This window comes from Cellulophaga fucicola, from assembly GCF_900119145.1.
Classification (GTDB): Bacteria; Bacteroidota; Bacteroidia; order Flavobacteriales; family Flavobacteriaceae; genus Cellulophaga; species Cellulophaga fucicola.
Genome location: NZ_FPIY01000003.1, coordinates 476,165 through 498,587, shown reverse-complemented (window position 1 = coordinate 498,587; position 22,423 = coordinate 476,165). Strand labels below are relative to the sequence as shown.

General features: G+C 32.7%; 21 protein-coding genes. 12 read left to right on the top strand and 9 right to left on the bottom strand.

Features of this window, described 5'->3' with window-relative positions; all coding sequences use genetic code 11:
* Nucleotides 1–16: 16 nt before the first annotated feature.
* The 4 genes from BT107_RS12830 to BT107_RS12815 all read right to left on the bottom strand — a co-directional run bounded on the left by BT107_RS12830 (nucleotide 17) and on the right by BT107_RS12815 (nucleotide 8,945).
* A complete protein-coding gene (locus BT107_RS12830; protein ID WP_084639233.1) occupies nucleotides 17–1,333 on the bottom strand; it encodes a RagB/SusD family nutrient uptake outer membrane protein in 1,317 nt (438 codons plus the stop codon).
* A 12-nt stretch (nucleotides 1,334–1,345) separates the two neighbouring features.
* Nucleotides 1,346–4,684 carry a SusC/RagA family TonB-linked outer membrane protein gene (locus BT107_RS12825; protein WP_072304209.1) on the bottom strand — a complete coding sequence of 1,113 codons (3,339 nt, stop codon included), beginning with the start codon at nucleotides 4,682–4,684 and terminating at the stop codon, nucleotides 1,346–1,348.
* Nucleotides 4,685–4,705: 21 nt separating this feature from the next.
* Nucleotides 4,706–7,282, bottom strand: a complete 2,577-nt coding sequence (locus BT107_RS12820) for a zinc-dependent metalloprotease (RefSeq protein ID WP_072304208.1) — start codon at nucleotides 7,280–7,282, stop codon at nucleotides 4,706–4,708.
* 91 nt (nucleotides 7,283–7,373) lie between these two features.
* Complete coding sequence (locus BT107_RS12815) at nucleotides 7,374–8,945, bottom strand: histidine kinase (protein WP_072304207.1); 1,572 nt, start codon at nucleotides 8,943–8,945, stop codon at nucleotides 7,374–7,376.
* Nucleotides 8,946–9,181: 236 nt separating this feature from the next.
* Between BT107_RS12815 and BT107_RS12810 the strand changes: the two genes are divergently transcribed.
* The 3 genes from BT107_RS12810 (at nucleotide 9,182) to BT107_RS12800 (ending at nucleotide 10,767) form a co-directional block, all read left to right on the top strand.
* Nucleotides 9,182–9,901, top strand: a complete 720-nt coding sequence (locus BT107_RS12810) for a 3-ketoacyl-ACP reductase (protein WP_072304206.1) — start codon at nucleotides 9,182–9,184, stop codon at nucleotides 9,899–9,901.
* A 98-nt stretch (nucleotides 9,902–9,999) separates the two neighbouring features.
* Entirely contained in the window at nucleotides 10,000–10,371 is a 372-nt protein-coding gene (locus BT107_RS12805; protein ID WP_072304205.1) for a hypothetical protein, read from the top strand.
* Nucleotides 10,372–10,374: 3 nt separating this feature from the next.
* Nucleotides 10,375–10,767: a VOC family protein gene (locus BT107_RS12800; RefSeq protein ID WP_072304204.1), complete on the top strand. Its 393-nt coding sequence runs from the start codon at nucleotides 10,375–10,377 to the stop codon at nucleotides 10,765–10,767.
* 5 nt (nucleotides 10,768–10,772) lie between these two features.
* Here BT107_RS12800 and BT107_RS12795 read toward each other — a convergent pair whose 3' ends face one another.
* Nucleotides 10,773–11,135: a DUF983 domain-containing protein gene (locus tag BT107_RS12795; protein WP_072304203.1), complete on the bottom strand. Its 363-nt coding sequence runs from the start codon at nucleotides 11,133–11,135 to the stop codon at nucleotides 10,773–10,775.
* Nucleotides 11,136–11,230: 95 nt separating this feature from the next.
* On the opposite strand from BT107_RS12795, the gene BT107_RS12790 reads away from it, so the two are divergent.
* The 3 genes from BT107_RS12790 to BT107_RS12780 all read left to right on the top strand — a co-directional run bounded on the left by BT107_RS12790 (nucleotide 11,231) and on the right by BT107_RS12780 (nucleotide 14,012).
* Nucleotides 11,231–12,106 carry an AraC family transcriptional regulator gene (locus tag BT107_RS12790; protein WP_072304202.1) on the top strand — a complete coding sequence of 292 codons (876 nt, stop codon included), beginning with the start codon at nucleotides 11,231–11,233 and terminating at the stop codon, nucleotides 12,104–12,106.
* A gap of 21 nt (nucleotides 12,107–12,127) precedes the next feature.
* Nucleotides 12,128–13,012, top strand: coding sequence for a LysR family transcriptional regulator (locus BT107_RS12785; RefSeq protein WP_072304201.1), 885 nt, complete (start codon nucleotides 12,128–12,130; stop codon nucleotides 13,010–13,012).
* Between the two features lie 76 nt (nucleotides 13,013–13,088).
* Nucleotides 13,089–14,012 carry a YeiH family protein gene (locus BT107_RS12780; RefSeq protein WP_072304200.1) on the top strand — a complete coding sequence of 308 codons (924 nt, stop codon included), beginning with the start codon at nucleotides 13,089–13,091 and terminating at the stop codon, nucleotides 14,010–14,012.
* A 28-nt stretch (nucleotides 14,013–14,040) separates the two neighbouring features.
* On the opposite strand, the gene BT107_RS12775 is transcribed toward BT107_RS12780, so the two are convergent.
* Nucleotides 14,041–14,937, bottom strand: a complete 897-nt coding sequence (locus tag BT107_RS12775) for a LysR family transcriptional regulator (RefSeq protein WP_072304199.1) — start codon at nucleotides 14,935–14,937, stop codon at nucleotides 14,041–14,043.
* 100 nt (nucleotides 14,938–15,037) lie between these two features.
* On the opposite strand from BT107_RS12775, the gene BT107_RS12770 reads away from it, so the two are divergent.
* The 4 genes from BT107_RS12770 (at nucleotide 15,038) to BT107_RS12755 (ending at nucleotide 17,442) form a co-directional block, all read left to right on the top strand.
* The gene (locus tag BT107_RS12770; protein ID WP_072304198.1) at nucleotides 15,038–15,631 is read left to right on the top strand and encodes an NAD(P)H-dependent oxidoreductase; all 594 of its coding nucleotides are present in this window, start codon (nucleotides 15,038–15,040) and stop codon (nucleotides 15,629–15,631) included.
* Between the two features lie 4 nt (nucleotides 15,632–15,635).
* On the top strand, nucleotides 15,636–15,923 hold the full coding sequence (locus BT107_RS12765) for a putative quinol monooxygenase (RefSeq protein WP_072304197.1): 288 nt from the start codon (nucleotides 15,636–15,638) through the stop codon (nucleotides 15,921–15,923).
* Nucleotides 15,924–16,070: 147 nt separating this feature from the next.
* A complete protein-coding gene (locus BT107_RS12760) occupies nucleotides 16,071–16,634 on the top strand; it encodes a TetR/AcrR family transcriptional regulator (RefSeq protein WP_072304196.1) in 564 nt (187 codons plus the stop codon).
* Nucleotides 16,635–16,695: 61 nt separating this feature from the next.
* A complete protein-coding gene (locus BT107_RS12755) occupies nucleotides 16,696–17,442 on the top strand; it encodes an SDR family NAD(P)-dependent oxidoreductase (protein ID WP_072304195.1) in 747 nt (248 codons plus the stop codon).
* A 124-nt stretch (nucleotides 17,443–17,566) separates the two neighbouring features.
* Here BT107_RS12755 and BT107_RS12750 read toward each other — a convergent pair whose 3' ends face one another.
* Entirely contained in the window at nucleotides 17,567–18,076 is a 510-nt protein-coding gene (locus BT107_RS12750) for an acyl-CoA thioesterase (protein ID WP_072304194.1), read from the bottom strand.
* Between the two features lie 60 nt (nucleotides 18,077–18,136).
* On the bottom strand, nucleotides 18,137–19,084 hold the full coding sequence (locus BT107_RS12745) for an HU domain-containing protein (RefSeq protein ID WP_072304193.1): 948 nt from the start codon (nucleotides 19,082–19,084) through the stop codon (nucleotides 18,137–18,139).
* 104 nt (nucleotides 19,085–19,188) lie between these two features.
* Between BT107_RS12745 and dprA the strand changes: the two genes are divergently transcribed.
* Both dprA and bamJ read left to right on the top strand, forming a co-directional pair.
* Nucleotides 19,189–20,292 carry a DNA-processing protein DprA gene (gene dprA / locus BT107_RS12740; RefSeq protein WP_072304192.1) on the top strand — a complete coding sequence of 368 codons (1,104 nt, stop codon included), beginning with the start codon at nucleotides 19,189–19,191 and terminating at the stop codon, nucleotides 20,290–20,292.
* A gap of 280 nt (nucleotides 20,293–20,572) precedes the next feature.
* The gene (gene bamJ / locus BT107_RS12735; RefSeq protein ID WP_084639232.1) at nucleotides 20,573–21,328 is read left to right on the top strand and encodes a BamJ family beta-barrel-assembly machinery protein; all 756 of its coding nucleotides are present in this window, start codon (nucleotides 20,573–20,575) and stop codon (nucleotides 21,326–21,328) included.
* Between the two features lie 32 nt (nucleotides 21,329–21,360).
* On the opposite strand, the gene trpS is transcribed toward bamJ, so the two are convergent.
* Entirely contained in the window at nucleotides 21,361–22,329 is a 969-nt protein-coding gene (gene trpS / locus BT107_RS12730; RefSeq protein ID WP_072304191.1) for a tryptophan--tRNA ligase, read from the bottom strand.
* Nucleotides 22,330–22,423 lie beyond the last annotated feature (94 nt).

Genomic DNA, 22,423 nt, shown 5'->3' with positions numbered 1-22,423 from the left:
GACTAACTCGTGAATACTATAATTCCGGGTTATTAAATCTTGCTGCCTCTGGAAAAGGCAATGTATATCTTGGATCGTTTTCTATAAGTATAAAATCTTCTCCGCTTATTGTATGTGTTATTGTTTTTTGATTGCTTCTCCTTAGATCAAACCAACGGTGACCTTCTAATGCCAATTCTCTTCTTCGTTCTTTATACAATTCTGATAAAAACGCTGTAGCAGACATACCACTTATAGATGCTGTTAAGCTAGCCATATAAGAGGTTTGGTATCTGTTTTTAACAAAACCTAACAATGTAGTTTTGGCAGCGTCTAAGTTGTTTAATTTAGCTTCTGCTTCTGCTTTTAACAATAGTAATTCTGACACTCTAAACGAGCATTTAAATTCTTGCTCACCACCTTTAGCTGCTTTGTAACTACTACCATCTGCTGTAAAATACAATCCAAATCTTAAATCGTTTGTAGTATCATAAACAGCCAATAAATCTTCAGAAATAGTAGAGCTGTTTCTAACTCTAGAGTCAAACACATCTTCTAATGCCATAATAGACTCCACAGATGTGTATAAATTTGGTAGTTCTGGTGTCTCATTTAAATTTACAATAGAATTGTTTAGTGCTAAAGCAGCATTAATAGCTGTTAAAGCAGCCTCGCTGTTATTCATATACGTATGCACCCTAGCTTCTAAAGCTAAAATTGCTGTTTTAGTAAATCTGTAATTTAAACCAGCATCAAACTTTGTAACGTTTAAAAGTATTTTTGCCTTTTCTATATCCTTTAATACTTGGTCATAAACCGCTTGTACAGAAACTGGTATAAAAACCTGTTCTAAATCTATTTCTAAAGCCAAAGGCACAGCTATGTCTGTAGTTGCTGTTGCCGCATTGTATGGTTTACCGTAAAGGTTAACAAGATCAAAATGTGCATAAGCACGTAATGCATAAGCCTCACCAATTAACTGATTTTTTTCTTGTGATGCTTCAATTTTTTCTGCACCATCTTCTATAACGTGGTTGGCATAGAAAATAGAATTATACATTTGTATGTAAGGATAAGGTGTTGTTTGCGGATCTGGATTCGCATCTTTCCAAGAATAAATATCCTTGTAATCAGAAAAATTGAAGCTATTCTCATCTAAAACCAACTCGTCTGCTCTATAGGTAACTACAGATTTTTGTTCAGGAAAAACTCTATATCCGGTTGTCAAAACAGCTCTAAATTCTTCTAAGGTTTCTGGTATAACTTTTCCTTCTGGTTCTATTTCCAAATAGTCATCACAACCTACCACAAAAAGGGTAAGTAAAGCCAGTATATATGTTTGTATGTCTTTCATAATTTAATTTTTTTAAAAAGTTACATTTAAACCTAAGGCAACTGTTTTTGAAATAGGCTGCGCGTAGATATTTCCGTAAGTTTCAGGGTCAAAATAGCCATCATAATCAGATCCAAACACCAGTAAATTTCTTCCTTCAAGACTTAAACGAAAACTGTTAATGTTCAACTTAGAAGTTAAAGATTTAGGGAAACTGTAGCCTACGCGCATACTATTAATTCTTACATAACTCATTTCTTTTACCCAAGTATCTAGTAATGGCATTGTTTCTATTGGGTTTATACCTCCAAACCATTTGTATGCCATCCAAGAATCTCCTGTTCCAGAAGTTTCACCTACAACAGCTGGTAAATTACTAGCAGTATTTGTTGGCGACCAAGCATCTAAAATTCTTGCAGAGTAATTTTGTCCACGATCTGTTTGCGTACCATTGTATGGCTGGCGCTCTACAACAGTTTGCTTTAAGTTAAAGTTGGCTGCAACTGTAAAGTCTAAGTTTTTAAACTTAAATGTGTTTATTACACCACCACTAAACTTAGGATCTCTATCGCCTACATATGTGAACAAGTCTCTAAACTCCTCATTAGTTAGCTCAGACTCTGTTAAAAATCCAGGGAAAAAATCTGCCCAAGGATCTTTTAATTTAAAAAGCTCTACAGCAGAAACTACCTCATCTCCACGTTTAAATAATGGGTAGCCATTTTCATCTATACCAGCTGTTTTTAAAGCAAACACAGAGTTAACAGGCAAACCTTCTCTAGATGGTAAAAAACTATTTTCTCTAACTTGTATATTATCTACAGTACTCTTATTATGAGAGATATTAATGTTTGTAGTCCAAGAAAAATCTTTGGTTACAATGTTTCTGGTAGACAGGCTAATCTCGTACCCTTTATTAGTAACCTCTGCCCAGTTAAGGTTGGTAAACTCAAAACCATTTTCTAATGGCACAGAACGTAAACCAATTAAATCTGTACTGTTACGCCTATATAGATCTGCAGCAATATTAATTCTGCCATGAAACAAACCTAAATCCATACCTACATTGGTATTGGTTGTTTTCTCCCAACGCAATTTTGCGTTTGGCGGAGACGTTACCACAATTGTTTCTTCAGATGTTCCTGGTAAAATGCTAGTTTTATCGTACTCACCAACAACAAACGGAGATGTATTACGGTCTATATTACCTTGCAAACCATAAGATGCTCTAAAACGCAAGTTAGATACAACATCACTAGTCTTTAAAAAATCTTCCTCACTAGCCAACCAAGATCCAGAAACAGACCATAATGGCAAGTATTTGTATTTAGGATCTACACCAAATAAGTTAGACCCATCATAACGTACACTACCAAAAAACGTGTATTTACGATCGTACGTATAAGAACCTGTAGCGTAAAAAGATGCATATGCATTCTCTGCTGTAGATTTTTCATACATTTTATATGTACTCTCATTAGCAACACTTTCGTTAGGAAAAATAATAGGTGTAGTAGTTAAGGTGTTGCTATTATACCCAAAACCACGACTCATAATACTAGTATATTTAGAACGTCTAAATTCAGACCCTAACAAACCTTCAATTTCGTGCTTACCAAAACTAGTGTCATAGGTTAGCAATGATTTCCAGTTGTACTGAAAAAAGTCATCATTCCAGTTTTGTATAATTCCACCTTCTGGCAAAAAGTAATAATAGTCGCTTATACTAGAATCGTACAGTCTACTCTTCTCGCGTTCTTTTCTAGAAAAATAAGTTTCTTCTGCAGCATATTTCTCTGTGCTTGTTTTATCAAACTGTAACCCTAATTGTGTAGAAAGTGTTAGGTCGTTTGTAATTTTATAAGCACCATCAAAAATAGCTTTTATAGCCTGATTTTTTAAATCGTAAGACGTGTTTTGACGCTCTTCTAAAAAGTTAAATGGCACATATCTACCATCTGTACCTTCTATATCTTGATCGTAATTAAAAGAGCCATCTTCTGCATATGGCATAAAATAAGGATTTACATTTCTACTATAATTTGCAGGATTTGTAAATGCATCTGTACCCGTTAAGTACGACTCTTTTTTAGACTGAGAAAGAAAGATAGAAGCACCAGCGCTTAAACGATCGCTGATATCAAAATTGTTTTTTAGGGTGATGTTGTAACGCTCTAAACCAGTACCAATAGTAGTACCCTCTTCATCATAATACCCAAAAGAAAAGTAATAATCAGATGTGTCTGTGCCACCAGAGATCCCTAAACTATATTGTTTGTTTGCACTAGATTGATATAATAAATCTCCCCAATTAGCATTGTTATTCTTAAGCGAATTTATAGCTGTTTGTGTACCTGCACTTAATGAAGAAAAACCGTTAGTCTGGTAAGTTCCTAATTCACCTGAAGCATTTAAAATACGTGCAACTTCTCCTTTATTAGTTCTGTAATCTAAATCTGTACGTGCAGCCAAGCCTAGCTCAAAATCTACTTTCTGCTGAGCATTCATTAGATTTAGCTTATCAAAATTTGGCTTAGAAGAAAAGAAAGTATTAGCCGAAAAATTAACTCGCATTTTACCACTTTTACCTCTCTTAGTTGTAACTACTATAACACCATTTGCAGCTCTAGCACCATAAATTGCAGTAGCAGCGGCATCTTTTAAAATGGTAATATCTTCAATATCATTAGGGTTTAAACCCGCAATTGCATAATTACGCAATTGGTCTATATTATCTTTATCGCTAAAATCTGGTACATCATTACCCTCTAAAGGCAAACCATCTACAACCCATAAAGGATCTTGCGGACCAGATAAAGAGGCTGTACCTCTAATTCTAATTTTAGCTGGCGCACCAGGCGCTCCTGTTTGTGTAGTAGCAACCACACCAGCAACTTGCCCTTGCAATAATTGGTCTACACTAGCAACACCAATTTGCTCAATATCTTCCATTTCTATTTTAGCAACAGAAGAAGTTAGTTTTCTTTTCTCTACCTTTTGGTATCCTGTTAGTATAACCTCATCTAAACTATCTACATTTTCACTCAAAGAAATAGAATAGCTTGTTGCACTAGTTAAGTTTATTGTTTTGGTTTGATAGCCTAAATAAGAAACCGTTATTTGTGTTACAGCAGCTGGTAATTTTAAAGAAAATTTACCATTAAAATCTACAACAACACCAATAGATGTGTTTTCTATTACACCAGCAACTCCGGTTTCATTGGCAATCATATTTTTAGAGACGTAAACCGATGCTCCAGGCAGCGGTAAACCATCCTCTGCTCCTATTACCTCTCCGGTAATTGTTCTCGTATCCTGTGCCCATACTGCGGTAACAGCAAGGAAGAATAACGTAAAAAGGAATTTATTCATAAAGTTGGTTTTGGGTTAAAGTTAAAATTTTAGAGTGTTTTTAATGCGATATATTAAATCATTATAATGTGCCTGCGTATTTGCATCACCTTTACGCTTCTTTTTTTCTAGTAATTGCAATACATTTTGCAACTCTTGTCTTTTGTATGATGTTATCTCTGAAGTACGCTTCATAGAGGTATAATTAATATTACGTGCCTGTTTTTTTTCGTTTAAAGCAACCGAACAAAAACTACCATCTAAATGAAAATCTAGTGTAGCACTATTTTTAACTGTAGTTTTCTCCATGATCTTTTGTGTTCCAACAAGCAATACATCTACGTAATTTTTTTGTGTCATACGATCTACCAATTCAAGCGACTTGCCTTTTTTAGTATTTCTAAAAATATGTGAACGCAAATCTGTAAATAAGTTTTGTACAGAGTAACGTGGTTCATTTTCTGGATTGTACAATTTAGCTTCTACCAAGCGTAACAAACGTTCGTCTTCTAAAAGGTTGTATAAAGCATCATACTGCAATGCTCTTGCTAAAGTATATGGTGTTTGCTCAAACGGACCAAGAGGGGAATCTTTTATAGCGTAGGTATGTTTTAAAACCGGATTAAAAAACAACCACTCTGGTAATGTAAATACATTTTTACTTAAGTAAGCTACGGCATCTTTTTGTAGTTGATAAGAAACTGGCTTGTAACTCTCCTTACCGTCTCCGTGCTGTATGGTGTTTAAATATACACCACCTACATTGTTTGTTACGTGCGCATTGTACATATTCCACTGCCCAATAACTCCCAAATACAGTTTACCTGTTTTGTAATAGTCTTCACCTTCTTGGTAAGTCCATTTTTCAAGATTATTAGTTACTCGCTTTAAATTTTTTAATCCGTATGTGCTTGCAAGCATTGCATTATCTCCTAAATCTTCAGATTGTGACCTAGGATCAACCGTATTTTTATAAGATTGTTGTTCACCGTAAAAATAAAGCGGATCGTTATTATGACTATTTACTAGTTTTTGAAGCTCGCGTTTTTCATCAACCTTATTTTTAAACCATTGGTATCCCCATTGAATAGCATATGTATCATAAACTCCAATTTTTGGTGTAATTGCCGTAACATTATCCTCTGGTTGTGCAACGTAATTGTAACGTGCATAATCCATTATTGATGGTGCAGTACCACCCATTTTATCTGTAAATGTTTTAGAGCGAAGAGAATCTACAGGAAAACTATATGAAGCTCCCATATTATGTTTAAGTCCAAATGTATGCCCTACCTCATGAGAAGACACAAATCTAATAGCCTCTCCCATATGCGCATCATTAAAAACATTACCTCTAGACTTGCTATCTATGGGTCCTGTTTGTATACGCATCCAACTTTGTAAAGATGTCATTACATTATGCCACCAAATAATATCGGCTTCTATAATTTCTCCACTTCTTGGATCTACAACAGATGGCCCCATTGCATTTGCTTTAGGTGATGCTGCATATGTAATTACCGAATAACGCACATCATCTACATCAAAATCTTTATCATTTGCATCCGGTTCTTTTGCTGTAATTGCATTTTTAAAACCTGCTTTTTCAAACGCAACCTGCCAATCTTTAACACCTTGTATAATATAGTTTCTCCATTGCTTAGGTGTTGCAGGATCTATATAATATACTATTGGTTTTTTTGGCTCTACCAATTCACCTCTTGTATATTTTTCTACATCTTCTGCCTTAGGCTCTAAGCGCCATCTGGTAATAAGCTCTTGCTCTTTCATAGCTTGTTGCTTATCATTAAAAGACCAATGTTTTTCTGTAAAAAAACCAACACGTTTATCTAACTGTCTCGCTTGCATTGGTACTTTTGGTAACAATACAATATTACTTGTTACACCCAACGTTATATACATTGCTGCACCACCCTCACTAACCGTTGTTGTTAATTGCGACTTAATAACCACGTTTTTAGGAAAGGTTTTAATTTTTTCTATGTATGATAAATCGCTTTTAACACTACCGCCTAAACCAATGTTATTTAGCACGTCGTTAAAGCTTTTCTCTTTACCATTAAAAACTTTATTCACCTTAATTAAAATGGCGTTTGTTTTAGTGTTGTAGCTTTCAATATCAAATTTTTCTATAATAGATTCTGCAAAATTATCTTTTACAGACAATGTAATTGCATCCTCTTCTGGAGAAGAAACCATTGGTTTGCTTGTTTTTACCCAAATTGCTTTAGAAATACTGTCTTTATGAAACGTAATTAACTTATTTTCATAGTTCATCCCTTTATTAAGACCAGTCTCATTTATAGCTAAAGGAACCTGAGATATTTTATTTACTACCAAAAATTCTCTCGCAAAAAGGCTATCCGGAATTTCAAAATAATAATCGTTTTCAGATTTAATTATAGAAAACAAACCTTTAGTTACTGTTGCTTTTTCTATAAGTTTATCATAATCCTTGTACCCTTTACTTAGGCTATCTTTAGGTTCTTCCTTAACTTTTTTACTAGTACTTTTCTGAGCAGAAACAGCCAAAGTACTTCCTAAGAAAAAAACAAACAGTCCTATTTTAAGAATAGAAACGAACTGATTTTTACGCATAATAAGATTTTTATTTTGCCTAAAAATCTAGATTTTAGAAGATACTAACAAAAAAACAAGAGTGAGTGGATATTATTGCGGAGTGAATGGTTTATTTAACAACTATGTAAGGCAAAAAACATATATATTGCTTATTTTTCTGATAATTTGTGAAATTAGTTACATTATAAAATTTATAGATGTGTTTTAAATAATCTATACCAAAATGATTGCTTTCTTGTAGTTTTGCAATTGGCTGGTAGTTATTTACGACTTCTATACCGTCTTCTTTTAAAGTCACCGTAATTGTTAATGGTTTTGTCTTGGTTACTTCATTATGCTTAATTGCATTCTCTACTAAGCTTTGCAAGGCCAAAAACGGAATGTAATAATTTTTTACCGCGTGCTCGTCTCCCAAGATAACAACAACCAAACTCTTATTAAATCGTGTTTGCTGCAAGTAAATGTATTCATTTAATAGGGCAAGTTCTTTTTCTACTGGCGTAATATTATTTGTTGGCGGAGATATAAAATACCTGTATAATTTAGATAGCTTTAAAGCAAAGACTTTAGACTTTTCTTTATTAATGTCTATTAGCATATATAATGCATTTAGAGCATTAAATAAAAAATGTGGATTTATTTGCTCTTTTAATTGTTGTAGCTGAAGAAAAGTACTTTCTTTTTCTGAAATTTGATTTTGTACAATAAGATTATTTTTCTCTTTTAATAATCGTTCTTTTTCTATGTATTGATTTTTTATTCTTCGGTTAAAAAAGTAGAACACAAACACCAATAGCATTGTAGAAATACCATAGATTAAAAAAGTATACTGTCTTATTTTAGTAACATTTTCTTCGCTTATATTTTTAGGTGAACTCACAGCAATATACCAAGATGCTTGTTTTAATTTTAGCGGCTGCAAATACCTTATTACATCTAATTCTAGATATTCCGATTTAACAACAACTGCTTTTTCTGTACCAGTAGTAATACCAACAGTATCTTTAGGGGTTATAGAATTAAAAGAAAACACACTTTTACCTAACAACTTTTCATCTGGATGAAGAATACACAAGCCTTCTTTGTTAAAAACATAGGCATAGCTGGCCGACTTAGAATCTACGTTTGTAAAATACTTTTGTAAATCTTTAAGTGCAATATCATACCCTAAAAACAAACTGTCTTTTTTAGGTGTAACCAATGTAAGTTTATTGCGCCATACATAACCTTTTTGTACAGGCACTAAAAAGCTTTGTTTTTTTACAACTGAAAAAAAATGACCCTCTGTATTTAATGGTAAAATTGTGTCTTGCAAAGTAGTAATTGCTGGTAATGGTTCTAGATTTTCTAATGCAGATAAATGTTGCCAAGTAACCAAAGAGTCTAATTGTTGTGGTTGAAAAGAGGTCCAAGTTTTAAAATTATTTTGCAACTCTGTTACCGAGCTAGACGTTTCTACTATTTGTTCTATTCTCCCTAAAAAACTCTCTAATCTGGTAAGTTCCGCATTTGTACCATCGTATTTTTCCCTAAAATTACGTTTAGCAATATCCTCACTAACTATAGCAATTTCACCACTAATTAAGTAACTCAAAGCCAAAGTACTAAGCACTGTTACAATTACCATAACAAGCACCAATGTAGTGTACTTTATTTTAGAAAAAAAGATTTTAAAACTCATATCGCAAATAGTAGTTGTCCTGCTTAATTGTGCAAATAAACAAAATTGAGTTTCAGTAAAAAAAATATTATGCGAAGCAATTGTAAGCTTTTTTTACTTTACAAAAGACACCTCTAAAAATCTTAACAAAAAACCAACACTGTAAGTTATTACAAAAGCTAGATGTTCTATATTTTTGCAACACTACTAAACCTGAAATAGTATTATTTTTATTTCAGTATAACACATAATATATAATGGAAAACATAAAAGGACAAAAAGCACTTATTACTGGTGGTAGCAGAGGACTAGGAAAAGCAACTGCTTTGGCTTTAGCTAAAGAAGGTGTAGATATTGCTATTACTGGCAGAAACAAAGAAACATTAGAAGCAACAGTTACAGAAATTAAGGCCTTAGGCGTAGATGCAACTTATGCTGTCTTTGATGTTGGCAACCAAGCTGAAGTTAAAAAAGGAATTAAATCTATTTTTGATGCTTTTGGAAGCATAGATATTTTAGTAAACAACGCTGGTATTGCTGCTTTTGGATCTTTTAACGATATGGAAGCAGACCAATGGGCACAAATTATGCAAACTAATGTAATGGGAGTTTACTATGTAACTAAAGAGATTTTACCTCATTTAATAGAGAAAAACTCTGGTGATATTATTAATATTTCTTCTACTGCTGGTTTAAATGGTAATGCTAATACATCTGCATACTCAGCATCTAAATTTGCTGTTATTGGTATGTCTGAATCTTTAATGAAAGAGGTACGTAAAAACAACATTAGAGTTTGTACATTAACACCTAGTACTATTGCATCAGACATGTCTATCGATTTAGGAATAGCAACTAAAGATTCTGAAGATAGCGTGTTGCAACCTGAAGATTTTGCAGAGCTTATTGTTGCTGGTTTAAAACTGCCTAGAAGAGCTATGCTTAAGAACGCATCTTTATGGTCTACAAACCCATAATAAACGCTTATAACTACAGCACACTACTTTTGCTTTTTAAGTATAAAGTAGTGTGTAAATAACCTTATTAGCACTTAACTTAACAAGCCAACCAACCAATGACTCTAGAGAAAAACGATTACAAACTTGAGTCTAAGAAAGCCTTTCTAGAAAAGATAGAAAACCACTACAAACCAATAACTGATGAGAAAATACCAGAAAGTATATTCTCTGATCTGTGCAAGTACTTAGCACGTTCGCTGCACAAATCTTATAAGACATTAAGAAAAAGACATCCACAGTCTAAAGAGCGGTATTCTTCATTTAAAATTAAAGACCTACAATATCCTTTTACACAATATTGCATTACCAATTTTTTAAAAGAAAAAGATGCTATAAATTACTCCAAGTATTCAAAAATTATTTTTCAAATGACAGAAAATGAATTTAAAGATTACGAAAAACAAAAACACGCTTACGAAACTAAATAGACTATGACACACGCTATAAAAAACGCCACTCTTTTAGTTCTTAATTACGATGATGCTATTACATTTTATACTCAAAAATTAAATTTTATTTTGGTTGAAGATGTACAACTTGGTGATGGCAAAAGATGGGTTACAATACAAGCAAAAAATCAACCCGATTTTGGTTTAGTACTATCTCTAGCTAGTTCTGAGTTGCAAAAAGCAACTGTAGGTAAACAAGCTGGTGATGGCGTTGCATTTTTTATGCAGACTAGTGATACCAAAAGAGACTATACCCTTTTTAGTAAAAACGGGGTTGTATTTATACAAGAGCCTACAGAACAACCTTATGGCATTGTTGCTATATTTAAAGATTTGTACGGAAATAAATGGGATTTAATTCAGCCTACAGCATAGTACACTTAAGCCTTCTTTTCTTTATAAAATAGATAAATCCATATTATTCTAGAATACTTGTAATTGGTTGTACTTAGTAAAAGTGCAAAGAATATTACACCAAAAAACGTATACAATATTGGGAAGTGAAGTATAAAGTAAAAAACTACTGCAAACGCTACAAACTCTGCTACTGCCAAAGCATAACTAACAAACATAGCCCCAAAAAAAAAGCCAGGTTCCTTCTCATATTTAAAATTGCAATTTTTACACACCTGATCCATCTCTGGTATAGACAAAAAGAACAATCCCTGAACAGTATTAAAAATGCTTCTTTTTTTACACTGCGGACATTTCCCTTTTAACAATGATAAGAATTGTGATGCCATAATTTATTTTTTTAAGCAAATGTACAGTGATTCATCAATAAAAAAATCATACAAAATTCGCCATTTTTTGTACTTTTAGGACATATTAGATTAAAATGAAGAATATACCGGTATTAGATATAGAGCAATTTGAACAAAATGTACCACTATCCGACTTTTATAGCAATGACTTAAAGTCGCACTTAATAAAAAATGAGTCGGTTATAAACAAACCACACAGTCACAACTTTTATCTATGCGTTCTGTTCACAAAAGGCGATGGTATACATGAAATAGATTTTAACAGCTATACCGTTACAACTGGAAGCGTATTTTTTCTAAAACCAGGACAAACCCACTATTGGCAATTTACCAGCGAACCAGAAGGCTATATCTTTTTTCATACTCAGGATTTTTATGAACTTCATTTCTCTAAAAGTAAATTAGAACAGTTTCCGTTTTATTACTCTCATAAAAATGCGCCAGATATAGTTTTGGAGCCTAATAAACTAAATAGTATAGCTACTATATTCTCTAGTATTAACAATGAATATTACAACGACTTGCCTTATAAAAAACAGAAGATAGCCAGTCTTATACACACTGCATATATAGATTTAGCTAGACAATACGGAAATAGCAAAATATCTACAAAAGCAACTTCTACCACCTATATTGAAACTTTGCGCGCACTAGAAAAAGAAATAGAATTGCATTATAAAACAGAAAAGTCGGCACAATTTTATGCAGAAAAATTACATATAACACCAAAGCATTTAAATCGTATTTGTAAAGCAACACTAGGCAAAACAACTACAGACATAATTACAGAACGTGTACTGTTAGAATCTAAACGGTTAATTGTGCATTCTAAAAACACATTAGCTAGTATTGCAGATATTTTAGGCTTTAAAGATTATGCTTATTTTTCTAAAATATTTAAGGCAAAAACCAATCTTACACCGCTTCAGTTTAAAAAAAGTTATCAATAAATAATATGTAATTTAGTGGTAATGAAAAATAAGTTACACATATTTAAAAGCGTTGCGCAACACGCAAGTTTTACCAAAGCTGCAGAACAACTTTTTATCTCTCAGCCAGCTGTTTCCAAAGCCATTAGAAATTTAGAAGACGATTATAAATGTGCTTTTTTTATTAGAAAAAGAAACTCAATAGAGCTTACAGACAACGGCAAAGCTTTTTTAGTTTACGCAAACAGAATTTTAGACATCTACTCAGAAATAGACCAGCAATTTTTAGACAAGGAAAAAGCTTTTCCGGATGAGATAAGCTTTGGTGTAAGCACTACTATTGCCAATTATATTATACCCAAAGTAATAGCCAAATTTAGAACGCAGTTTCCTAATACAAACTTTAAAATTGATAGTGAAAATTCTGATGAAATTGAAGAGCTAATTTTAAATCAGCAACTAGATTTTGGCATCACCGAAGGTAAAAACACAAACCCTAAACTACAATTTAAAGAATTTATTAAAGATGAAATTGTTTTGGTTACCAATGCTAAAAATACAAGTTATAAAAAAGGAATAATACCGTTAAAAGAACTAGAAAGGCTACCCGTAATAGCTAGAGAAATGGGATCTGGAACAAGAGAAATTATACAGCAATTTTTATTAAAAAATAATATTAAAAAGCTAAACACCGTAGTAACTCTTAACAGCACAGAAGCCATTAAAAACTACTTATACCACGCTAATAGTTACGCTTTACTATCTATTAATGCAGTTACAGAAGACTTACTTAATAACAAGCTAAAAGTAATAGACATTAAAGATTTTACCATAGAACGTTGGTTCTATTTTGTTTCTAGAACAGGCTACCAGTCTAAGACTATGGATACTTTTGAAAAATACGTACGCAATAACTATAACTTATAGTTATACTAGATAGCTTTTAAATTCGCTTAAAAGTTATACATCTAATTTACTTTTGTATCAAAATAATCTAATTGATATGAAAAATTTAGGACCAAAATTAATCTATCTAGGTATAGTAATAGCAGCAATGCTAGGAGTAATTAATAGCCCCACCGCACTAGTTTTGGGTTTTGTATTTACATTATTTTTAAAAAATCCGTTTAAAACATATAGTCACAAGGCAATACATTACTTTTTAAAAATATCTGTAGTAGGTCTTGGTTTTGGAATGTTTCTAAAAGAGACAATACAAACAGGTAAAGAAGGGCTAAGTCTTACCTTTTTCTCTATTGTACTAACTGTAAGTTTGGGCCTTATACTAACTAGATTATTAAAAATAGATTTAAAACTAGGACATTTAATAACATCAGGAACATCTATTTGCGGTGGTAGTGCCATAGCTGCAATTGCACCTGTAATAAAGGCTAAAGGAAAAACTATTAGTATTGCATTGGGCATTATATTTCTATTAAACTCTATAGCTTTATTTGTATTTCCGTTACTAGGTCACGCATTAGATTTAAGTCAGACTCAATTTGGACTTTGGTGTGCTATTGCCATTCACGATACCAGCTCTGTAGTTGGCGCAGCATTGGGTTACGGAGATGAAGCTTTAAAGATTGCTACAACAGTAAAATTATCTAGAACTTTATGGATTATACCGCTTTCTATAGTATCAATGTTTATTTTTAAAACTAAAGGAGAAAAAATAAAAATACCTTATTTTATTTTACTTTTTGTGGCTGCAATTGTAATTAACAGTTACCATATTTTGCCAGCTTTTGTTACAACAAATATTGTTTTATACTCTAAACGCTTGTTAGTACTAACTCTTTTTATTGTAGGTACTACAATCTCTATTAAAGATCTAAAAAATACAGGCCCAAAACCTATAATACTAGCTGTTAGTTTGTGGGTTTTTATCTCTATTTTTTCTCTCTTGTATATTACAAATATGTAAAAAATAACGATTGGTATAAATATTTAAATTATACCATAACCTTTCTAAAAAGACCTTTAATCAACTCAATTTCGGAGCTATAAGATGTTTTGGTTCTATTGGCAAAATACAAGGTATTGGTCAGTTTTTTATGGCCTTTCCAAAGCAATTTAACCTTACCTTCTTCTATCTCTTTTTTGCATAGAAAATCTGGAATTACGGCCAAGCCTTTTGCACTACTTAAACACCTAAGTATAGAGTTTAAGTTGGGCACAATATAGTTGGGTCTAAAATCTGGTTGATGCCCAAAATTGTATTGCCAAAATCGAAACAAATGTTCCATATCTCCTGTAGTTCCGTACCATTTTTCTTGCTTTAAACAGTTTTCAGCTTCGGTATATTTTTTAGCCCTTATCAATTGCTGAAAATTAGCATCATTTACTTCACTACCACCTACCAAAACAATAGTTTCAGAAGAAAATGCTTCATAACTAATGCTTGCAGAATTTCCTTTTTGTGGTGATATAATTAAATCAAGAATGCCTTTATCTAAGTTATCCAACATTTCTTGGTATTCGCCAAACCTAATAATAACATTAAAGGGTAAAGTAGAAATGTACTGCTCTAAAGTAATCTGAAAAGTTTCAAAACACATTCCAATACTAATTGTTGGCGTATGCTTCTCTGTACTTTGCTTGTAATTTTTTTCAGCTTCCTCTAAAATGTGTAATCCTTCAGAAACTACATTATATAATATCTTTCCACGCTCTGTAGGTATCATTTTTCGTCCTGTACGATCAAAAAGCTTATAACCAACATAACTCTCTAAAGAACTTAAATGTAGACTAACACCTGGCTGAGAAATATACAAAGCATTTGCTGCGCTTGTAAGTGTTCCTGTCTTATATATTGCCTTAAAAGTTCTATACCATTCTAAGTTTACCATAGCTAAACTATTATAATTATAATACAAAGGTATAATTTATACTATTTTAATAATAACATTTAACCCTATAACTTTGTCCTATAGTAAAACAAGAGAAAAAATGAAACACATATTTATAATAAATGCAGGACAAAACTTTGGACACTCTAGCGGCCAGTTTAATAAAACAATAACAGACACAACAGTTGCTTTTTTTAACAAGATGTCTAACGTAGAAGTAAAAACAACCCACATAACAGATGGCTACAATGCGATTGAAGAGGTAGAAAAATTTACTTGGGCAGACGTAGTTATCTACCACACTCCTATCTGGTGGTTTCAGGTACCGCACGACTTTAAAAAATATATAGATGTGGTGTTTACAGAAGGTCACAACAAAGGCATTTACCACAGTGATGGTAGACGTTCTGCAAACCCAGATATAAACTATGGTACAGGTGGATTAATGACGGGTAAAAAGTATATGGTAACCTCTAGCTGGAATGCACCTGCTACCGCTTTTACAATGCCAGGGGAGTTTTTTAATGAGACTAGCGTAGATGATGGACCTTTATTTGGTTTTCATAAAATGAATGCTTTTACAGGGATGACACCTATTAAAAGTTTCCATTTTCACGATGTAGAAAAAAATGCAAATATAGATAGGGATATGATCATTTATTCGCAACATTTGCAACATCAATTTAAATATTAGAAATATGAAAATTTATGTAACCGCAATAGTAAAAAGTAAACCAGAGTATACTGAAGAAGTTAAAGCTGCTTTACAAAATATGGTAGTTGAGACTTTAAAAGAAAAGGCTTGTATTAAATACGACTTACAACAGGGCTTAACAGATAAGACTACTTTTGTTTTTCATGAAATATGGGAAAATGAAGAAGGATTAGATTTACACGGAAAACAACCTTACATAACTGAATTTAAAGCTTTGGCTGCTACTAAATTTGCTGAAAAACCAGTAGTTTTAAGAACGCAACTTATATAAGCTAAAAAAAGAATATCATTTTTTACAAAAAACTACAAGTACATTTCTTTAATACACAAAGAGCGACGAAACAACAACGTTGCTCTTCTTTTTTGCAAAAAATAGACAGACTTGTCTACTTTAAATAAAATATACTATATTTGCCGTGTGAAACATTCAGAGATCAAACAAAATATAATAGAAACAGCATCTATCCTATTCTATAGAAATGGGTATAACTCTACTGGTATAAATGAAATTATAGCTGAAGCTGGAATTGCAAAAGCCACGCTTTACAATCATTTTAAATCTAAAGAGGATATTTGTTTGGCTTACCTAGAATTTATGAATGTTACTTTTATAAAAGATATAAAAAGCTTTTGCGAACGTAAACCTAAAGGAGAGCAGCGTGTTCTTGCCTTGTTCGATTTTTTAGACGTATTTTTTCTTCAAAAAGATTTTAATGGTTGTTGGTGTATAAAAACGGTATCAGAAATACCAAAAGACAACGAACGTATTAGAAGAGAAATACAAAACCAAAAGAAAAATTTTATAGCCTTAATTTCTAATTTAATTGCTGATAATTTAGAACTTAAAAACAACAAAAGCCTTGATAGTTACGCAAGGCAAATATACCTATTGTATGAGAGTGCAGTTGCAGAGAGCCACTTACACCAAGACAATTGGCCTATAAAAGAAACAAAAAATATATGTTCGCAAATCATAACATAAAAAAATTTGCTTTAAAAAAGACAGACTTGTCTGTTCGTAATTAACAATAAAACATAAAAAAATGGAAGATTTAAAAAACAAAGTAGCCATTGTAATTGGTGGTACTAGTGGAATTGGAAAAGCTACAACAGAAGAGTTATTAGCTAATGGAGCAAGTGTAATTGTAGTTGGTAGAAATACCGATAAAATAGAAGACACTCCAAAACTATTTAAAATAAAGGCCGATATTACCAATAGTGAAGACTTAAAACAATTGGTTAGTTCTATTGATGCTTTAGAAGATGTAGATTACTTAGTTAATGCTTCAGGTATATTTAATCCAAAACCTTTTTTAGATCATAATGAAGAAGATTACAACTCGTACTTAGACCTAAACAGAGGCTTTTTCTTTTTAACTCAGGCTGTGGCTAAAAAAATGAAAGCTACCAAAGGTGGTTCTATTGTAAATGTGGGTTCTATGTGGGCAAAACAAGCAGTAAAAATGACTCCTTCTTCTGCTTACTCTATGCAAAAAGCAGGTTTACACTCTTTAACGCAGCATTTAGCAATGGAATTAGCAGATGATAACATTAGAGTTAATGCAGTATCACCAGCTGTCGTTGATACACCAGTATATCACGGTGTTTTTGGCGGTAAAGACGAAGCTAAAAAAGCATTAGAAGGTCTTAATGGCTTTCATCCAATTGGTCGTACTGGTACTCCGCAAGATGTTGCTAATAGCATTGTATTTTTATTATCTAATAAAGCATCTTGGGTTACAGGTGCAATTTGGGATACAGATGGCGGCGTAATAGCTGGTAGAAATTAAAACATATATTAAACCAAAAAAAAATCGATTTAGAAAATTATCTAAATCGATTTTTTATATACCCATTAGTATATATAACAATAACACCTTTTAAATTAAGAGGTTAAAAAAAATATACCAATTATTATTTATCTACAAATAAAGCTTTAAGTTCTGTTGCTTCGTTGGGTTTTAATTTCCCTGCCAATACTAAACTTAATTGCTTTCTACGCAAAGCAGCTTCAAAACGTTCCACTTCTAATGCTGTTTCAGGAATTAGCGCTGGTACTTCTGTAGGTTTTCCTGTATCATCTACAGCAACAAAAGTATATATAGCCTCGTTAGCTTTTGTTTTCTCGCCACTAAACCTATCTTCTATCCAAACATCTATAAAGATCTCCATAGAAGTCTTAAAAGCTCTAGAAACGGCAGCTTCTACAGTAACAACACTACCAAGAGGAATAGATCTATTAAAAGCTACGTGGTTTACAGATGCAGTTACAACTATACGTCTACTATGTCTACGTGCAGCAATACTAGCAGCTCTATCCATACGAGCTAACAGTTCGCCACCAAACAAATTGTTTAGCGGATTGGTCTCACTAGGGAGAACCAAATCTGTCATAACTGTTCTACTATCTTTAGGTGTATGCATTTCTTCTTTTTTAAATTTTGCGCAAAGATACTGTGCTTTTACTTTAAAAAAGAAAATATTTTACTTTACAGAAAGCATCCAAGCATCTGCAGACACAGTTGTTTTTATCTTGTTAAGAAATTTTAAGCCTTCGTTTACCTCACTAAAACTAGCATAAGCAACTTGGTGTAAACCATATTTGTTTACGCCTGCGTAACTAGCATTGTAACCTTCTTTTTTAAGCTCTTCTATTTTTCTGTTTGCGTTTTTTTCTATTCTAAACGCTCCGGCAATTACAAAATGCTCTTGAGAGGCTGGTTTAGCAATAATATCTAAAGATAAAGAAGGTAATTCTAATGGTGCTGTATTAAAAAATGTTGCCTCTTGTATACTTCTAGATATTTGCTCTTGGGCTTCTTGCTGTGCAATTTCTTGCATAGCAACAGTAGTATTATAATAACGCAAACCTGTTAATCCTGTAGAAATAGCCAATAATGCTACTGCTGCATATTTTAACAATGGTCTAAATGTAGTTTCTCTTCTTCTTTCCGGAGTTATAATAAACGGAACTTCTTGCTCTAAGGTAACAACTTCCTCTTTTAAAACTTCTCTGGTTACTGGTGATGCAACAACAGACGACAATCCAAAAGAAGTAGTAAGGTAATTTACTTTGTTTGCAGGTATAAATTCAATTTTATCATCTTGATTTAAAGACAATTCACCTACAGATCCAAATTTTATTTTTTGACCAAGTTTTAGCATTCTATTCCAATGCTCTACTTCTTTTGTCAACTCTTCTAAAACTACTTCGTAAGTAGATTTTTCTGCAGTTGCTATGTAAGTTACTAACAAGCCATCGTTAGATTTTACTTGCTGGTTAAATGATACTACTTTACTTGGAGGCGTAAATGTGTTGGTGTTTTCATCTAGTTGCGCAGCTCTTTTTTGCGTTAAAAAAGCCCCAAACGCTGGTATTACAACACAGTTGTACCTATATAATAATTCTTCAATATAATGTTCTGTTCGCATTGTGACAAATATTGTAAAAAATCATCATGCTTTAAACACTTTGTCTAACTTTTTATTAACATTTTATTTATTGTATTTTGCACCTAACTATAGAAACCACCTAAATGACTACTACAGAATTAATTGCGACACTTCGCTTACAGAACATACCAAACATTGGCAGCGTAACTGCAAAAAAATTAATTTCACATTGTGGTAGTGCTTCCAATATTTTTACTGCTCCAAAAGAACAACTTTTAAAAATAGACGGTATTGGCACTCTAAAACTGAAGAACATTTATGACACATCACATTTAGAAGCTGCTGAAGAAGAATGCCAGTTTATAAAAAAGAACGACATTGAAGTAATTTATTTTACTGATGCCGATTATCCAGATTATTTAAAACACGCTATAGATGCTCCAATAATTTTATTTAAAAGAGGAAATATAGATTTAAAGAACAGAAAAATTATTAGTGTTGTTGGCACGCGTAAAATTACAAGCTACGGCACTGCCTTTTGCGAAAAATTTATCGCAGACATTGCACCTTTAAACCCTGTTATCGTTAGTGGTTTTGCATACGGTGTAGACATCTGTATACAAAAAGAAGCAATAAAACACGGATTACAAACAATTGGTTGCTTGGCACACGGATTAAACCAAATGTACCCAAAGGTGCACAGCAAATACAGTTTAGATATTGAAAAAAATGGTGGATTTTTTACTGAATTTTGGAGTTCTAGCACTCCAGAACGAGAAAACTTTTTAAAACGAAATAGAATTATTGCTGGCCTAAGTGAAGCAACTGTAGTTATAGAATCTGCAGAAAAAGGAGGAAGTTTAGTTACGGCAGACATTGCACATAGTTACAATAGAGATGTTTTTGCTGTTCCTGGAAGAACTGAAGATAAGTACAGCCTAGGTTGTAATAATTTAATTAAACAGCAAAAGGCACATATGCTTACATCGGCGGCAGATTTAATTTACTTACTTGGCTGGGATACCCAACAGAAAGAAAAACAAAGTGTGCAAAAACAACTATTTGTAGATTTAGACGATACAGAACAGAAAATACATAATTACCTACAAGCAGAAGGCAAACAACTATTAGATAGTATTGCGCTAGCTTGTAGTATTCCTGTTTTTAAAACCTCATCTACTTTATTACAAATGGAAATGAAAGGTGTAATTAGACCTTTACCCGGAAAACTGTTTGAAGCTTTGTAAACACCTAAAACCTTACAAATTCTATAATTATTACTAAAAAATTACGTGTTATAAAAAGACTAGTCAGTTTGCTAATAGTGATTTACCAGTCGTGCATTGTGTAAACACAGGCATTTACCCATTAAACACAACAATACACCTACCAAACAGCCCTTTTTACTTCGCTTTTAACTTACATCACAAACTAAATGGTTTGTTTTATGTTTTTAGAGTATAGAAACGCACAAATGTAAGAATCCTACAGATTTTAGTTATTTTCGCATTAAATTATATATCAAAAATGAAAAAATTATTAGTTGTAGCAATAGCACTTTTTATAGGTGTTGCTGGTTTTGCTCAAAAAAAGAAGGATTTAATTAAAGAAGTTGCGGCTTTAAAAACTGAAGCCACTTCGCTTAAAAACGAATTAAATCAAATTAAAAAAGCCAAAGAAGTAAATTTAAATGATAGTATACACAAGTTTAGCTATGCTTTTGCTGTTGAAATAGGAAATAGCTTAAAACAAGTTGGAGTAGAATCTATAGACTACAACATTTTTGCCATTGCTTTACAAGAAACATTGGAAGGAAACGAACAAATATCTAAAGAAGACGCACAGTCTTACATACGCAAAAGCATTACAGAAATAAAAGAAAGAGAGGCAGAAAGGTTAAGTGCAGAAGGCAAACTCTTTTTAACTGAAAATGTAAAAAAACAAGGTATTACAACTACAGAAAGTGGTTTACAATACAAGGTTTTAAAGATGGGTGATGGTAAAAAACCAACTGCAGACGACAAAGTAGAAGTGCATTACGAAGGAAAACTTATAGACGGAACTGTTTTTGATAGCTCTATAGAACGTGGAGAACCAATAGTTTTTGGAGTTTCTCAAGTTATAAAAGGATGGACAGAAGCTTTACAACTTATGCCAGTTGGCTCTAAATGGAGAGTTTACATTCCGCAAGACTTAGCCTATGGAGAAAGAGGAGCAGGAGGCCAAATACCTCCTTACGCCACTTTAATTTTTGATGTTGAGTTACTATCTATTGAAAAGTAATTTACTTAACAATAAGGGAGTAGGATCTAAAATTAATATCCAATTTTAGATCTTACTCTTTCTAATACCCCATTTGCTACAGCACTAGCTTTTGCAGCGCCTATAGCTAAGGCAGCATCTATCTCTTCTAGATTATTCATATAATAATCATATTTTTCACGAGCATCAGCAAATTTAGCTACAATAACCTCGTATAAAGCTTGCTTTGCGTGACCATAACCATAATTACCACCTTTGTAATTAGCACGCATTTCTTCAACTTGTTCTGGAGTTGCTAATACTTTATACAATTCAAACACGTTATCACCTTCTGGCTCCTTAGGATCTTCCATTGGAGTACTATCTGTTTGAATACCCATAATTTGTTTACGCAACTTCTTATCAGTCTGAAACAAATTAATTAAGTTCCCTTTACTTTTACTCATTTTATCACCATCTGTACCCGGAATAAACTTAGCTTCTTCCTGTACTTTTCCCTGTGGCAAAACAAATGTTTCTCCAAGTTGCGCGTGGAACCTAGATGCAACATCTCTTGTAATCTCTAAATGCTGCATTTGGTCTTTACCTACCGGTACAACCTCAGCATCGTATAACAATATATCTGCAGCCATAAGCATAGGATACGTAAACAAACCTGCATTAACATCGTCTAACCTATCTGCCTTATCCTTAAAAGAATGTGCCAAGGTTAACCTCTGGTACGGAAAAAAACAACTTAAGTACCAAGACAATTCTGTGGTTTGCGGAACATCACTCTGTCTGTAAAAAACTGTTTTATCTATATCTAAACCAAAAGCAAGCCAGGTAGCAGCAACTGCGTAAGTGTTGTTACGTAATTCTTCTCCGTTTTTTATTTGCGTTAGCGAATGCATATCTGCTATAAAAAGAAAAGATTCGTTTTTAGGGTCGTTAGCCATTTCTATAGCTGGCATAATTGCTCCTAAAATATTACCTAAATGTGGCACTCCTGTGCTCTGTACTCCTGTTAAAACTCTTGCCATTTTGTTTAAAATAATTGTAAAAATCAAAGGTAGCACAAAATAGAATAATAGACCAAGATTTGACTTTTGGTTTTATATCATCTTTTTTACGTAA

Coding starts and splice junctions, on each gene's coding strand:
- BT107_RS12795 (WP_072304203.1), bottom strand. CDS start 11,135: ATGGCATCACAATTCTTATCATTGTTAAAAGGGAAATGTCCGCAGTGT.
- BT107_RS12775 (WP_072304199.1), bottom strand. CDS start 14,937: ATGGTAAACTTAGAATGGTATAGAACTTTTAAGGCAATATATAAGACA.
- BT107_RS12790 (WP_072304202.1), top strand. CDS start 11,231: ATGAAGAATATACCGGTATTAGATATAGAGCAATTTGAACAAAATGTA.
- BT107_RS12765 (WP_072304197.1), top strand. CDS start 15,636: ATGAAAATTTATGTAACCGCAATAGTAAAAAGTAAACCAGAGTATACT.
- BT107_RS12800 (WP_072304204.1), top strand. CDS start 10,375: ATGACACACGCTATAAAAAACGCCACTCTTTTAGTTCTTAATTACGAT.
- bamJ (WP_084639232.1), top strand. CDS start 20,573: ATGAAAAAATTATTAGTTGTAGCAATAGCACTTTTTATAGGTGTTGCT.
- BT107_RS12825 (WP_072304209.1), bottom strand. CDS start 4,684: ATGAATAAATTCCTTTTTACGTTATTCTTCCTTGCTGTTACCGCAGTA.
- BT107_RS12755 (WP_072304195.1), top strand. CDS start 16,696: ATGGAAGATTTAAAAAACAAAGTAGCCATTGTAATTGGTGGTACTAGT.
- BT107_RS12780 (WP_072304200.1), top strand. CDS start 13,089: ATGAAAAATTTAGGACCAAAATTAATCTATCTAGGTATAGTAATAGCA.
- trpS (WP_072304191.1), bottom strand. CDS start 22,329: ATGGCAAGAGTTTTAACAGGAGTACAGAGCACAGGAGTGCCACATTTA.
- BT107_RS12770 (WP_072304198.1), top strand. CDS start 15,038: ATGAAACACATATTTATAATAAATGCAGGACAAAACTTTGGACACTCT.
- BT107_RS12820 (WP_072304208.1), bottom strand. CDS start 7,282: ATGCGTAAAAATCAGTTCGTTTCTATTCTTAAAATAGGACTGTTTGTT.
- BT107_RS12810 (WP_072304206.1), top strand. CDS start 9,182: ATGGAAAACATAAAAGGACAAAAAGCACTTATTACTGGTGGTAGCAGA.
- BT107_RS12745 (WP_072304193.1), bottom strand. CDS start 19,084: ATGCGAACAGAACATTATATTGAAGAATTATTATATAGGTACAACTGT.
- BT107_RS12805 (WP_072304205.1), top strand. CDS start 10,000: ATGACTCTAGAGAAAAACGATTACAAACTTGAGTCTAAGAAAGCCTTT.
- dprA (WP_072304192.1), top strand. CDS start 19,189: ATGACTACTACAGAATTAATTGCGACACTTCGCTTACAGAACATACCA.
- BT107_RS12830 (WP_084639233.1), bottom strand. CDS start 1,333: ATGAAAGACATACAAACATATATACTGGCTTTACTTACCCTTTTTGTG.
- BT107_RS12785 (WP_072304201.1), top strand. CDS start 12,128: ATGAAAAATAAGTTACACATATTTAAAAGCGTTGCGCAACACGCAAGT.
- BT107_RS12750 (WP_072304194.1), bottom strand. CDS start 18,076: ATGCATACACCTAAAGATAGTAGAACAGTTATGACAGATTTGGTTCTC.
- BT107_RS12815 (WP_072304207.1), bottom strand. CDS start 8,945: ATGAGTTTTAAAATCTTTTTTTCTAAAATAAAGTACACTACATTGGTG.